The sequence below is a fragment of the Methyloversatilis sp. XJ19-13 genome (assembly GCF_024580155.1).
Taxonomy (GTDB): Bacteria; Pseudomonadota; Gammaproteobacteria; order Burkholderiales; family Rhodocyclaceae; genus Methyloversatilis.
On the sequence record NZ_JANINH010000011.1, the window covers coordinates 21,622 to 36,353 of the forward strand.

Consider the following 14,732-nt stretch of genomic DNA (forward strand, 5'->3'; position numbering starts at 1 on the left):
CACCGGTCACCGCAGTGCCCGGAACACCGCAAAGAGACGATCCTTCATCACGGATCGACTGTTCCGGGTCAGGTCACAAGGCTGTGCCATACCCCCTAGAAATCGACCCGGCGACCTCGCAGACCATGATGCAACAGTTTTGGGCAGTCTGCCTCAGCCGCTTCGAGCAGGAACTTCCCGCGCAACAATTTCACACCTGGATCAAAGGCTTGCGCATCGATCCGTGCGCCGATGCCGAAACCGAATCACTGGCGCTGGTCGCCCCGAACCGTTTCGTTCTGCAGTGGGTGCGCGAGCGCTATGTGTCGCGCATCGAAGCGCTCGGCCTCGAGTATTTTTCGCAACCGGTATCGGTGCGCCTGAGTCTGCCCCAGGTGGGCAGCCAGGCGAACGACGCCGCCGACGCGCCCATACTGGTGCCATCGTCGTCCGACGCGCCGCGTGTGCGCCAGACGCATCTGCGTGCCGACGGAGAAGAAACGACCCGCGTCACGCCGCCGGCCATCATCAAGCCAAACGGCGATGCGCAGTCCGATCGCAACGACCGCAACCGTGGCCGGCCCGATGAACGCGACCGCTCGCGCCTGAACCCGGGGTTCACGTTCGACAACCTGGTCACCGGCCGCGCCAACGAACTGGCGCGCGCAGCCGCCATACAGGTCGCGCAGAACCCGGGCATGTCCTACAACCCCATCTTCATCTACGGGGGTGTGGGGCTGGGCAAGACGCACATGGTGCATGCGCTGGGCAACGAAGTGATGCGGCACAACCCGGACGCGGTCATCCGCTACGTGCACGCCGACGACTACTACGCCGACGTGGTGCGCGCCTACCAGCAGAAGAGCTTCGACGCCTTCAAGCGCTACTACCGGTCGCTCGACGTGCTGCTGATCGACGACATCCAGTTCTTCAACAACAAGACGCGCACGCAGGAAGAGTTCTTCTATGCGTTCAACGCGCTGACCGACGGCAAGAAGCAGATCGTCATCACCTGCGACACCTATCCGAAGAACATCCAGGGCGTCGAAGAACGCCTGACGACGCGCTTCGGCTGGGGGCTCACGGTGCAGATCGAGCCGCCCGAACTCGAAATGCGGGTCGCCATCCTGAAGAAGAAGGCGGAGATGGAGCGGGTCAAGGTGGGTGACGATGTCGCCTTCCTGGTCGCCAAGAACATCCGCAGCAATGTGCGCGAACTCGAAGGCGCGCTGAAGAAGATCATCGCCTTCGCCCACTTCCACACCGTGCCGATCACGCTGGAAGTGGCGCGCGAGGCGCTGAAGGACCTGCTGGGCGCACACAACCGGCAGATCACGCTCGAATTCATCCAGAAGACCGTCGCCGACTATTTCAAGATCAAGGTGTCGGAGATGTATTCGAAGAAGCGCACGCGTGCCATCGCGCGGCCGCGTCAGGTCGCCATGTGGCTGGCCAAGGAACTGACGCCGGAAAGCTACCCGGCGATCGGCGAAGCGTTCGGCGGGCGCGACCACACGACGGTGCTGCACGCCTGCCGCACCATTGCCGACCTGAGGCTGAAGGACGAAGTGCTCAATCATGACCTGCACGTGCTCGTGCAGACCTTGCGCAAATAGCCGGAAAACGCCGCAGGAAGGGTGTGGATGAAGCGGTATTGAAGCTGTACGGATAAACAGGTGTGATTCCCTGTATGGCAGCTGTGGATAAGCAGGGTGTTTTCAGCGGGTCACACTTTCATCCACATTTGTTCAAGCGCAGAAATGGCAGTTGTACAGACAACGATACATACTGCAAGCAACTGAAAACAATAAGAATTAAGGTGTTATCCACAGAAAATGGTCGACGTTAACGGTTTACAGAGGTTTATAAAATGCTCTTAATGAAGATAGAACGCGAACAGCTGCTGCGTCCGCTGCAGTCGGTCAGCGGCATCGTCGAGAAGCGCCACACCCTGCCGATCCTGTCCAACGTCCTGATCGAAACCGAGGGCGATGCGCTCACGCTGCTGGCCACCGACATCGAAATCCAGATCCGTACCCGGTCCACCGGCAACATCAGCGCCGCCCAGCCGGCTGCGCTGACGGTCGCCGCCCGCAAGCTGCAGGACATCCTGCGTGCCCTGCCGGAAGGGCAGGAGGTGAGCCTCGACGCCGACGACCGCAAGCTCACGGTGCGCTGCGGCAAGAGCCGCTTCACGCTGCAGACGCTGCCGGCGCAGGACTACCCGCGCATGCAGGTCGCCGAGGGTGAAACCGTCAAGCTCAGCCTGACCCAGCGCAAGCTCAAGCGACTGCTGTCGCTGGTGCAGTACTCGATGGCCCAGCAGGACATCCGCTACTACCTGAACGGCCTGCTGCTGGCCGTTGGCAGCGAGGAACTGCGGCTGGTCGCAACCGACGGCCACCGTCTGGCCTACGTGTCCGAAGCGCTGCCCGGCGTGACCGACAAGCTCGACGTGATCCTGCCGCGCAAGACCGTGCTCGAACTGTCGCGCCAGCTGGCCGACACCGACGACCCGGTCGACATCGAACTGGGCGGCAACCAGGCGCGCCTGCGCTTCGGCTCGGTCGAGCTCATTTCGAAGCTGATCGACGGCAAGTTTCCCGACTACGAACGCGTGATTCCGAAGGACCACCCGAAGGAAATCATGCTGCAGCGCGCGTCCTTCCTGCCGGCACTGCAGCGTGCCGCCATCCTGACCAACGAAAAGTTCAAGGGTGTGCGCGTCGTGCTGTCGTCCGGCCTGCTCAAGCTCATTTCAAGCAATGCCGAGCAGGAAGAGGCGCAGGAAGAGCTGGAGGTCGATTACACCGGCGACGCCCTCGACATCGGATTCAACGTGAGCTACCTGCTCGACGTGCTCGGCAACGTGGCCGGCGACACCCTGAGCCTGCGCCTGAATGACGGCAACAGCAGCGCGCTGATCACGCTGCCCGGCACCGACGGCTTCAAGTACGTCGTGATGCCGATGCGCGTGTAAGCCGCGCCGCCTGCACCATCGCCCGGCCTTCGCGCCGGGCTTCGTGTTTTTTGATGGACCCCGCGCACGCAGTGCGCAGCACCGGAATACGCCATGTCTGACGAGCTCACACCGAATGTCCCCGAAGCGCCCAAAGTCCCGGAGGCGCCCAACGCCGACGCCTACGGCGAAGGCAGCATCCAGATCCTCGAAGGACTGGAAGCCGTGCGCAAGCGGCCGGGCATGTACATCGGCGACACGTCGGACGGCACCGGTCTGCACCACCTGGTGTTCGAAGTGGTCGACAACTCGATCGACGAGGCGCTGGCCGGCCACTGCGACGACATCGTGATCACCATCCACACCGACAATTCGATTTCGGTGACCGACAACGGCCGCGGCATTCCGACCGGCATCAAGTTCGACGACAAGCACGAACCGAAGCGCTCTGCCGCCGAAATAGCGCTGACCGAACTGCACGCCGGCGGCAAGTTCAACCAGAACTCGTACAAGGTGTCCGGCGGCCTGCACGGCGTGGGCGTCAGCTGCGTCAATGCGCTGTCGAAGTGGCTGCGCCTGACGGTGCGCCGCGACGGCAAGAAGCACTTCATGGAGTTCGAGCGCGGCGTGCCGGTCGAGCGCCTGCTCGAGGTGCAGAACGGCGTCGAAGTGTCGCCGCTGAAGGTGCTCGGCGCGTCCGAAAAGCGCGGCACCGAGGTGCACTTCCTGGCCGACGAAACCATCTTCGACAACATCGAATTCCACTACGACATCCTGGCCAAGCGGCTGCGCGAACTGTCCTTCCTGAACAACGGCGTCAAGATCAAGCTGATCGACCAGCGCAACAATAAGGAAGAGGATTTCGCCTTCCTCGGTGGCGCGCGCGGTTTCGTCGAATACATCAACCGCAACAAGACCGCGCTGCACCCCAATGTGTTCTGCAGCGCCGGCGCGTCGATGCAGGGAAATGTGCAGATCGACGTCGAAGTCGCGATGCAGTGGAACGACAGCTACGCCGAACAGGTGCTGTGCTTCACCAACAACATTCCGCAGACCGATGGCGGCACCCACCTAACCGGGCTGCGCGCGGCGATGACCCGCATCATCAACAAGTACATCGAAGAACACGAAATCGCCAAGAAGGCCAAGGTCGAAATCACCGGCGATGACATGCGCGAAGGCCTGGCCTGCGTGCTGTCGGTGAAGATGCCCGACCCGAAGTTCGCGTCGCAGACCAAGATGAAGCTGGTGTCATCCGAGGCGCGTCCGGCAGTCGAAGAAGTCGTCGCACAGAAGCTGGCCGACTTTCTGCAGGAACGCCCGACCGACGCCAAAACCATCTGCGGCAAGATCGTCGAAGCCGCGCGTGCGCGCGACGCCGCCCGCAAGGCGCGCGACATGACGCGCCGCAAGGGCGTGCTCGACTCCTTCGGCCTGTCGGGCAAGCTGGCCGACTGCCAGGAGAAAGACCCGGCCAACGCCGAGCTCTACCTGGTCGAGGGTGACTCCGCCGGCGGCTCCGCCAAGCAGGGCCGCGACCGGAAGTTCCAGGCCATCCTGCCGCTGAAGGGCAAGATCCTGAACGTCGAAAAGGCGCGCTTCGACAAGCTCATTTCCAGCCAGGAAATCGTCACCCTGATCCAGACCCTGGGCACCGGCATCGGCAAGGACGAATACAAGCCGGAAAAACTGCGCTACCACCGCATCATCATCATGACCGACGCCGACGTCGATGGCGCCCACATCCGCACCCTGCTGCTGACCTTCTTCTATCGCCAGATGCCCGAGCTGGTCGAAGGCGGCCACATCTACATCGCGCAGCCGCCGCTGTACAAGATCAAGCACGGCCGCACCGAGCTGTACGTGAAAGACGACCACGAACTGAACCAGTACCTGCTCAAGCTGGCGTTCGACGAATCCAGCCTGGTGCCGCGCGAGGGCGCCGAGCCGCTGTCCGGCAGCGCCTTCGAAGAGATGGCGCGCGAATACCTGCTGGCCGAAGCCATCGTCGAACGGCTGGCCGAATACGCTGACGGCGAACTGCTGCGCACGCTGCTCGAACACAACATCGCGCTCAGCCTCGACGACGAAGCCGCCGCCCGCGACAGCGCCGCCCGGCTGACCGCCAAGCTCCCGTCCAGCGTCAAGCTGCTGGCCGAATACAACGACAAGACCGAAGCCTGGCAGCTGCGCATCGAGCGCATGCACCACGGCAACCGCAAGGTCGGCCGCGTCGACAGCGAATTCCTGCTGTCAGGCGACTACCAGCGCATCCGCCACGCCGCCGAACTGATCGCCGGCCTGGTCGGCCCCGGCGCCGTCGTGAAGCGCGGCGACAAGCAGCAGGAGGTCGCCAGCTTTACCGAAGCCACGCGCTGGCTGCTGAACGAAGTCGAACGCAACCTCGGCAAGCAGCGCTACAAGGGCCTGGGCGAAATGAACCCGGAACAGCTGTGGGAAACCACGATGGACCCCACCGTGCGCCGCCTGCTGAAAGTGCAGATCGACGACGCCATCGCCGCCGACGAAATCTTCACCACGCTGATGGGCGACAACGTCGAACCGCGTCGGGCGTTCATTGAAAGCAATGCGCTGGGGGTGAGGAATCTCGACGTATAAACGTGTCGGGTGCGCGCAATCCGAAATAGTGAGACACAGTCCCGCTTCGTGAGACCAAAAACTCCAAGAAGTTGAGACAAAAGAGGAAAAGGCCCGAAAGGGCCTTTTCTGTTTTGAACTCTTACTTATCGACCAAAGCGATCCATTGGCGTCACGAGGATCTGCTCGCGAACGTCAGCTAACGGTCGCCGATGTGCTCATCAGCTCCCGACCAAGAGCTGACGTTCGCAAGAGGCAGCTTGCAGGTTACCTACATGCTGATAGGCATTGCATCAAAACTGCGATGCTGAATCCGGATATCCTTACATCTAGCTAGTTATCATTGCTTCCCTGAGCACTCAGTACGCGGCGGCATGAGGTCCACCGTCACAGGCCATCCGCGCTGAGATCGCGATTGTTAGCCAAGCGCGTGCGAGGGCATTCCGTAGTTGAAGGAACTATCGCATGACGCGTTTCGCCGAATGGTGCACGGAGGTCGTCGTTGGGTGCAGTGCGCCGCATAGCCACACGATGCTGACCGCAGATGCATTAAAGTTTGATGCGGCGGTCGCTATCGTGGCAGATGTGGTGCCCGAGCATTTTTTGCCGCCGAGCCGGCTGGCTGATATGTTCGCGCGCTTGCAGCGGCACGAAGTTGCGGAGTTGATTAAGATTAGGCTGCCGGAAAGCCCGCAGCTCAAATCAGGCGATCTCGGCGAGGTGTTGTGCACCACTTTCGTCCGTGAGAAGACGCCATTCACGCAGGGCATCAAACGTCTTCAGTTCAAAGACCACCGAAACATGTCGATGCGTGGCGACGACATGCTGGGCTTTAACTTGAATCCCGTGACCGGCAAGCTGACTGTACTCAAGGCGGAGTCCAAGAGCAGTGCAACCATGTCTGCTGCCACGGTTTCGAAGGCTCGAGAGGCACTGTCTGGTTATGGCGAGCTGCCGTCGCCTCATTCAATGGGATTTGTTGCCGACCGGCTGGTTTACCCTGCTGACAAGCCCCTGCGTGACGCAATCGACGATGCACAGTTGAAGACGTCGTTAAAGCCGACGGACGTTACGCACATGCTGTTCGCCTTTACAGGCAACGACACCACCACGCTGTTGCAAACCAGCTTGAGCGGCTACACCGGTGGCTCGACCCAGCACTATGTCGGGCTGAGGGTCCCTGAACATCAGAAGTTCATCAAAGCTGTTTTCGCGGCCGTGGGGGCCTGATGGCATCCACGCTGGAGGAGCTTCGCTCCAACATCGGTCAAGCGGTTGAGGCGGGTTACCGCCAACAGCTTCTTGCGAGGGGGCAGGCGCGCGGGATGATTTGGCGCGCAGGCGAGCTGCCAATCGACGCGCCAAATTTCAGTCCGCTCCTGTCGGAGGACCTGCTCTCGTTCGGCTACTCACTGCTGCTCCATGGCTTGCGGTATCTCGATCTAGGCGGTGACTTCGCGACTGCGCGGCAAGCGTTCGAGGTAGCGGGAGAGTCCATCGAGGCAGTCGTTGCCCGAGGAGCGCTGGATGAGACGCGGGACTTCCATCGTCTGGTCGCAGGCAGCGCGTACCACCTGGGGCGATTCTCTGCGCGTGCCTACTCACTTCTGAGATCGGATTTCGAGCAGGCCAATCTGTCTGTCGTTGAACGATGTCTCGCACAGCTGGTGCTGCGGGACCTTGCCGGGGTGAACCGTGCTGTCGCTGGCTGGTTCGAATCCGGCGCCGGTTCCGACGACAAAGTCATTGCTGCGTTGGAGCCCCTTTTCGAAGTCGACGGTCAGGGAGCTCCCCTTGAGGACGGCGAAGGTGTGGCTGAGGCCCTCTTGCTTGGCTTGGAGGGCAACTTCATGTCGGCAATTTCTCAGACGATGCTCGCTCTGGAGCGGGGCGAACAGCATCTCATCGGCGAAGCACAGGCGCGTCTCAGGCAGGGCCTGTCCGTTGCGGGGGACATGAACTTCGTCGGCCAGTGGTGGGTGCATCGCTTGGCGCTGTACATCGTCGACAGCCTTTGGTCCAGCAGCTTTCACGCGATCCTGCCCATGTCCGGTCCCGATGGTGTACCAATCGGCGATTGGGCATCGTTGCGCAAGCTGTTCATCTGCTCGTTACTGCGCCGAGATCGGTCGGAGATTGAGCTCTGGCCGTCTCAGATTGAAGCGGCGAAGCGTGTGCTGGAGTACGACGCCAATCTTGTGCTGTCACTGCCTACAAGCGCGGGAAAGACGCGTATCGCAGAGCTGTGCATCCTCGCGTGTCTGGCGGCAGGCAAGCGAGTCGTTTTCGTTACGCCCTTGCGTGCGCTGTCTGCGCAAACAGAGGTCTCGCTGCGCCGCACGTATGGCGCGCTCGGCAAAAGCGTCTCAAGCCTCTATGGCAGCATCGGTGCCAGCAATACTGACGTCGACACGCTTAAGTCGCGCGACATCGTGGTGTCGACACCTGAGAAGCTCGATTTCGCCCTACGGAGCGACCCGACGCTTTTGGACGACGTGGGGTTGGTAGTCCTTGACGAAGGCCACATGATCGGGCTTGGCGAGCGGGAGGTGCGCTATGAGGCACAGATTCAGCGGTTGCTTCGGAGGTCTGACGCAGCGTCTAGGCGCATAGTCTGTCTTTCCGCGATCCTTCCTGATGGTGACCAACTCGCTGACTTCACCGATTGGCTCACCGGCGACCGACCCGATGGACTCATCAAGAACGGTTGGCGTCCAACGCGGCTTCGGTTTGGCGAGGTTGTTTGGGACCCAGCAGCCAAGGTCGCTCAGCTGAACGTGGTGGTGGGGGACGAGCGCCCGTTCATTCCCAAGTTTGTAGTCGGCAAGAGGACATCCAATCGAGCAAACGCGGCGATTGTCCCCGCATCGCAGACCGACCTCTGCATCTTCACGGCGTGGCGTCTAATTGAAGATGGGCAGTCGGTTCTGGTTTTTTGTCCGCTCCGCGCCTCGGTCGTTCCGTTCGCTAAGCGCATCATTGAGCTAAGCAAAAAGGGGCTGCTCTCACCCATCATGACGCCGCCAGGCGCCGCCACCGCATCTGCGTTGGCCGTGGGCGCTGAGTGGTTCGGCCCAGACCATGAAATCTTGAAGTGCCTTCGCATGGGAGTAGCAGTGCACCACGGCGAGTTACCCAGCCAGTTCCGCAAGGAGGTGGAGCGCTTGCTCCGTGAAGGTATCTTGAAGCTGACGGTGTCGTCCCCCACGCTCGCGCAGGGACTCAATCTTGCGGCCACCAGTCTCATATTCCATGGGCATTTCCGGCATGGCGAGGCGATCGACGAATCGGAGTTCCGCAACGTCGTCGGTCGGGCCGGCCGCGCATATGTCGATATCGAAGGTTTGGTGCTCTACCCGATGTTCGACGAGCACAATAAGCGCCGAGATGCATGGAAGGGGCTCATTCGCGGCGACAAGCAACGTGAGATGGAGAGCGGCATTCTCCGGCTGCTCTACTTGCTGCTTGATCGTATGGCCAAGAAGCTTGGGACAAGCGACGTCGATGCCTTACTGGCGTATGTGGCAGGTCAGGGTGCCTGGAGCTTTGCAGCGGTGCCTGGAGAACAAGAAAGGTCGGCAAAGGCCGCGGCTGAAAATTGGCCGCGTCATCTCACGAGCCTCGACACCGCCATCTTCAGCTTGCTTGGAGACATGCAAGTTTCCGATGAAGAGCTTGAGTCAAAAATTGATGAAGTGCTGACGTCATCGCTGCTGATGCGCCGGCTTGCTCGAATGAGCGAGGGTGTTCAAAAGGCGCTTCTCGTTGGGTTGAAGGCTCGTGCCAAGCTGATCTGGGCCGTCTCCACGGCGGCGCAACGGCGCGGCTATTTTCTAGCCGGAGTTGGCCTTGAGACAGGGCGGAAACTAGATGAAAAGGCCGACGAGCTTCAGTCCTTGCTGCTAAGTGCGTCTACCTCAGTAGACGGCGGATACACCGAAGAAGCCGTGCAGGCGATTGTTGCCTTCGCCGAGATTGCCTTCGACATCGCTCCATTTAAGCCGAAATCGTTGCCCCTCGATTGGCGAAAATTCTTGGACATGTGGCTGAGGGGTGCGCCGGTTACCGAGTTCGGGGACGAAGATGCTGACGAAGCGATGTCCCTCATCGAGCATGCATTCGCCTACAACTTGCCGTGGGCAATGGAAGCCGTGCGGGTTCGGGCGCAGGCCCACGCGCCGGTTTTGGATCCACTCGACTTAGACATCGGCCTGCTGCCGAACTTGGGCAGCGGCAGCGCCGTTGCTGCGGTAGAGACGGGAACGTTGTCCGTCCCGGCTGCGGTGCTGATCAAGGCCGGTTTTGCATCGAGGCTGGGCGCCATCAGTGCGGTGGTCACAACAGGTGCAGATTTCGACGACGCCAGCGGCCTGCGGGCTTGGCTTGCCTCAGATTCTGTGCGGGCTTGGAGCGTCATTCCCACTTGGCCGACCGAAAACTCGCACGATCTGTGGAAGGAGTTCACCGCTCCGCATGGAGGAGGCAACGTAGCACCGTGGACTACCACGTCGTACACCGGACCGGTTCAGTGGAACGGTGGCGTGCCGATGCCACCTGGGATGCCCCTGCGCATCGTCGGCTCCGGACCGAAAGCAGGCGTCATCTACAGCAGCGACTACCGAGAATTAGGCAGGGTTCTTTATCCCTTTAGCCAGATGGCCCTCGGCCTCACGGTGGCAACGTCGAACGGTGCGGTAGACCGGATCTCGTTCGAGTACACCGGACCGAATGACCTGATTCAGTCCTGATGTACCCGCGCTGGATCTAAGCGCTGGCGGCCGCATCCATCAATGGGTCGGAAGTAGCTGAGCCCCCATGGCGCTGTTTGCCACGTTTTTACTTGCATTGCTCTTGCTGGGCAGGCGAGACATAGCCGTGAATACGAGCGGTGAGGGCGTAGTGCATAAAGCCCCGCTAGTAGGGGCGCATCTGAACCGCCCCGGCTTTCGCACAGGTTCCGCGAGGTTAAGTTTGGCCGAGACGGCAGAACCCTTGGCAGATCAATGGCCGCTGTGCATAGGTATAGAAAACGCCGATTTCTATACAGACCGCTCGCCATATGTCTAAAAGTTAGCTATTTTTAGACACGTCTTCATACTAAGGTCGCTGAATGCCGTTCGATCGCGCGCAGCCCTACAACGACCTGCCCCTGCTTCCGCCGCCGGTCGAACTCGAAACCCGGGCCGTTCTCAAGCAGGCGATCAGCGCAAATCGCATGCTGGCCAACCTGCGGGGTCTGGCAGCACAGATCCCGAACCAAGGAATGCTGATCAGCAGCATTGCGCTGCAGGAAGCCCGCCTGTCGTCCGAGATCGAGAACATCGTCACCACCAACGATGAGCTGTACCGGGCCGACGCCGATCCCGAAGGCAAGAGCGATCCGCATACGAAGGAAGTGCTGCGCTACCGGGAGGCGCTCTATCACGGCTTTCAGGCGCTGAAGGCTCGGCCGCTGACGACCAATCTGTTCATCGAAATCGTCCGCCTGATCAAGCAGACCGAACTCGACATCCGGGCGATTCCGGGTACGGCGCTGAAGAACGAGGCCGGCGAGGTGGTGTACACGCCGCCGGTCGGCGAAGCGGTGATCCGCGACAAGTTGGGAAACCTCGAACAGTTCATCCATGCCGACGATGGCATCGACCCGCTGGTGAAGATGGCGGTGCTGCATTACCAGTTCGAGGCGATCCATCCGTTCCCGGATGGCAACGGCCGTACCGGGCGCATCCTGAATCTGCTGTATCTGGTCGAGAAGGGGCTGCTCGACATCCCGGTCCTGTTCCTGTCGCGCTACATCATCGCCAACCGTGCTGCCTACTACGAAGGTTTGCGCCGCGTCACCGAGTCGCAGGACTGGGAGAACTGGATTCTGTTCATGCTGCGCGCCATCGAATCGACGGCGCAGCAGACCCACGACCAGGTGCAGCGGATCCGTGCCCTGATGGAAAGCGTGCGCGCACGGGTGCAGACCGAAGCACCGGCGATCTACAGCAAGGATCTGATCGAGGTCATCTTCCGGCACCCGTACACGAAGATCCAGTTCGTCGTCGACGCGGGCATCGCCAAGCGGCAGACCGCCTCAACCTATCTGCAGAACCTTGCCGGGCTGGGCATCCTGCGCGAACAGAAGCACGGCCGGGACAAGTACTACATCAACGAAGCCTTGTTCAACGAGCTGGCAGGCTGAGCGCGGAACGCGTCGACACAATCGACATGTCCGTAAAACGTGTCGATTTTCGACGGATTTTTAAACACGAATTTCGCATGTGTCGATTTGCTCGACAGGTTTCAGTGACCCGCGAACCTGGAGCACCGCATATCGCAAGACCGGTCGCTGTGCATTCCACCCGCACCAAGCAGGTTGACGATTTCTACGTTTTGTATAGGGTTGTCAACTTGGGAGGCCGCAATGATCCATGACCGCATCCGCCGTGCCCGCGTGCTCCGGGGTTTGAGCCTCGAAGATCTTGCGCAGAGGCTGGGCGATATCAGCAAGCAGGCCTTGAGCAAGTTCGAGAAGGGCGCCGCGGTGCCGAATTCGGCGCGCCTGCTGCAACTGGCACACGCGCTGGACGTGAAGCCCGAGTACTTCTTCCGCCCGGACGCCGTGACCCTGGCGCCGCTGGAATTCCGCAAGCTCGCGAAAATGCCGAAGTATCGACAGCAACAGGTCGAGGAGCAGATGCGCGAGCATCTGGAGCGTTACATCGCGCTGGAGCGATGCTTCGACGCGGCGGACGTCGCGCTGGACGCCGTTCCTGCGCGCGCCATACCCGTCGCGTCCGTAGATGCCGCCGAGGACGCGGCCAGAAAGCTCAGGGAAGATTGGGCGATCGGTGGCGATGCGATCGCCAATCTGACCGAACTGCTCGAAGACCACGGTATCAAGGTCGCGCTGCTCGACGGGCCGGATGACTTCGACGGCGCATGCGCCGCCACCCACGACGAGCAGCACGTGCTGATCGCCCTGAATCGCACCCGCCCCGGCGAGCGCATGCGTTTCACCGCTGCGCACGAGCTGGGGCACTGGATCATGGCCCTGCCGGAAGAGATGCCAGAGCCGGAGAAAGAGGCCTGCTGCCATCGCTTCGCGGGCGCCTTCCTTTACTCCAGGGATCAGGTCGTACTGGATTTCGGCAGCCACCAGCGCTCCAGGGTTCACATGATGGAACTGCTCAACGCCAAGCGGCGTTACGGCGTGTCCATGCAGGTGGCTTTGCGTCGGCTGAAGGATCTGGATCTGCTGAGCGAGTCCGGTTACAAGTCCGCGTCTATCCAGTTCAACGTGAATGGCTGGCGTTCCGCCGAGCCGGAACCATGGCCTGCCGAGCAGCCGCGCCGCTTCGAATCCCTGGTGTTCTGGGGCCTGGCGGAGGACCTGTTCACCCGGTCCCGCGCGTCCGAATTCCTGCAGCGTCCGATCGATCAGCTTGAGCCCGCGATCGAGGTGTAGGCCGTTTCCGCATGAGCCGGATCTACATCAGCGACACCAATATCTGGATTGATTTCAACAACGCCGGCCTGCTCGACGAGTTGTTCCGGCTGCCGTTTGCGCTCTGCTGTACCGATTTCGTACTGGAAGAACTGAAGGACTTCGACCATGCGGCCCTGCTCGCGCGAGGCCTGATTGTCGAGGGGATGGACGGCACGGCAATCTCCGAGCTGCACGGCATGATGATGGAACACAACAACAGTTCCCTGCCCGATGTCTCCTGCTACTTTCTGGCTCGGCAGACCGCACGACCACTGCTCACCGGTGATGGCCGGCTGAGAAAGCAGGCACAGAAGCACGGCCTGGAAGTGCATGGCGCGCTATGGCTTCTGGATCGTCTGGTCGAGCATGCGGTGATCCAGCCGGCTCGCGCCGCCGACTGTCTTGAACTCATGCTGCGAAGGAACGCGCGTTTGCCACATGTCGAATGCCAGGCTCGACTGAAGCAGTGGCGCGGGTAAATTGACAGCCGGTTTTCTATAAACATCATGAGCGAACTGATTCTGTACACCACCGAAGACGGACGCAGCCAGATCAGGCTGCGGGCCGACCAGCAGACGGTCTGGCTGACACAGCTGGAAATGGCCGAGCTGTTCGACGCTACCAAGCAGAACATTTCGCTGCATCTGAAGAACATCTTCGAGGACGGTGAGCTGGACCCGGCGGCAACTGTCAAGGATTCCTTGACAGTTCAGACCGAGGGCTCGCGCGAGGTGCGGCGCACGGTCACGCTCTACAACCTCGACGCCATCCTCGCTGTCGGCTACCGCGTACGTTCGCCGCGCGGGGTGCAGTTCCGCCGCTGGGCGTCCACGGTGCTCAAGGAGTATCTGCTCAAGGGCTTCGTGCTGGACGATGAGCGTCTGAAGAACCCGGATGGCCGCCCGGACCATTTCGATGAAATGCTGGCGCGCATCCGGGACATCCGTGCCTCGGAGAAGCGCTTCTACCAGAAGGTGCGCGACCTGTTTGCCTTGAGCAGCGACTACGACAAGAGCGACCAGGCGACGCAGACGTTCTTCGCCACCGTACAGAACCTGTTGCTGTACGCCGTTACGCAGCAGACCGCAGCCGAGCTGATCACGGCGCGCGCCAACCCTGACGATCGACACTTCGGCCTGCTGAACTGGCAGGGTGCCCGGGTGCGCAAGCAGGACATCCTGCTCGCCAAAAACTACCTGACCGAAGACGAAATCGACACGCTGAACCGCCTGGTGGTGATCTTTCTGGAAACCGCCGAACTGCGCACCAAGCGTCGCGAAGAAATCCGCATGAGCTTCTGGCGCCAGAACGTCGACCAGATCATCGCGAGCAACGGTTTCCCGGTGCTCACGCATGCGGGCAAGCTGAGCCACGCGCAGATGGAGCGCACCACGAGCGCGCTTTACGACGACTACGACCAGCGCCGCAAACAGGACGAGGCGCGCCAGGCCGACGAACAGGACGAAGCCGAATTGCAGGCATTGGAAAACACCCTGAAGAAACGCCCGAAACCCTGATCGAACAAGCCCGGAAACGAATGTGGCGATCCGCTCGACGGGTTTCGGTGAAACGTGAGCGTGGCGCAACGCCTGATTACTCGACAAGGAGCGGGCGCTGGACCCCGCCTCCATGCCTGTCACGCGGCGGTTGAAGTCACCCCCGCGTATTTCGTTTGTTTCGGTTGTTTCGTTTATTTCGGTTGTGTATAGTCAGCCTTCGGCG

Annotated in this window: 9 protein-coding genes; all 9 read left to right on the forward strand. The window is 61.0% G+C overall.

Translation table 11 applies throughout. From position 1 onward, the window contains the following. The first annotated feature begins 128 nt into the window (after positions 1 to 128). The 9 genes from dnaA to NMQ14_RS14120 all read left to right on the forward strand — a co-directional run bounded on the left by dnaA (position 129) and on the right by NMQ14_RS14120 (position 14,527). Positions 129 to 1,595 (forward strand): chromosomal replication initiator protein DnaA, encoded by a 1,467-nt coding sequence (gene dnaA, locus NMQ14_RS14080; protein ID WP_373457197.1) that lies wholly within the window; start codon positions 129 to 131, stop codon positions 1,593 to 1,595. Between the two features lie 263 nt (positions 1,596 to 1,858). Continuing rightward, a complete protein-coding gene (gene dnaN, locus NMQ14_RS14085; protein WP_257097263.1) occupies positions 1,859 to 2,959 on the forward strand; it encodes a DNA polymerase III subunit beta in 1,101 nt (366 codons plus the stop codon). Between the two features lie 93 nt (positions 2,960 to 3,052). Further along, positions 3,053 to 5,557, forward strand: a complete 2,505-nt coding sequence (gene gyrB, locus NMQ14_RS14090) for a DNA topoisomerase (ATP-hydrolyzing) subunit B (RefSeq protein ID WP_257097130.1) — start codon at positions 3,053 to 3,055, stop codon at positions 5,555 to 5,557. A 444-nt stretch (positions 5,558 to 6,001) separates the two neighbouring features. Continuing rightward, positions 6,002 to 6,766, forward strand: a complete 765-nt coding sequence (locus NMQ14_RS14095) for a DUF1837 domain-containing protein (protein ID WP_257097132.1) — start codon at positions 6,002 to 6,004, stop codon at positions 6,764 to 6,766. Further along, a complete protein-coding gene (locus NMQ14_RS14100; protein WP_257097133.1) occupies positions 6,766 to 10,284 on the forward strand; it encodes a DEAD/DEAH box helicase in 3,519 nt (1,172 codons plus the stop codon). The genes NMQ14_RS14095 and NMQ14_RS14100 overlap by 1 nt, the downstream gene beginning before the upstream one ends. A 362-nt stretch (positions 10,285 to 10,646) precedes the next feature. After that, on the forward strand, positions 10,647 to 11,723 hold the full coding sequence (locus NMQ14_RS14105; protein WP_257097135.1) for a Fic family protein: 1,077 nt from the start codon (positions 10,647 to 10,649) through the stop codon (positions 11,721 to 11,723). Positions 11,724 to 11,945: 222 nt separating this feature from the next. Beyond that, positions 11,946 to 12,989 carry an XRE family transcriptional regulator gene (locus NMQ14_RS14110; protein ID WP_257097136.1) on the forward strand — a complete coding sequence of 348 codons (1,044 nt, stop codon included), beginning with the start codon at positions 11,946 to 11,948 and terminating at the stop codon, positions 12,987 to 12,989. Between the two features lie 11 nt (positions 12,990 to 13,000). Then, positions 13,001 to 13,489: a type II toxin-antitoxin system VapC family toxin gene (locus NMQ14_RS14115; protein ID WP_257097137.1), complete on the forward strand. Its 489-nt coding sequence runs from the start codon at positions 13,001 to 13,003 to the stop codon at positions 13,487 to 13,489. A 27-nt stretch (positions 13,490 to 13,516) separates the two neighbouring features. Continuing rightward, a complete protein-coding gene (locus NMQ14_RS14120) occupies positions 13,517 to 14,527 on the forward strand; it encodes a virulence RhuM family protein (RefSeq protein WP_257097138.1) in 1,011 nt (336 codons plus the stop codon). Positions 14,528 to 14,732 lie beyond the last annotated feature (205 nt).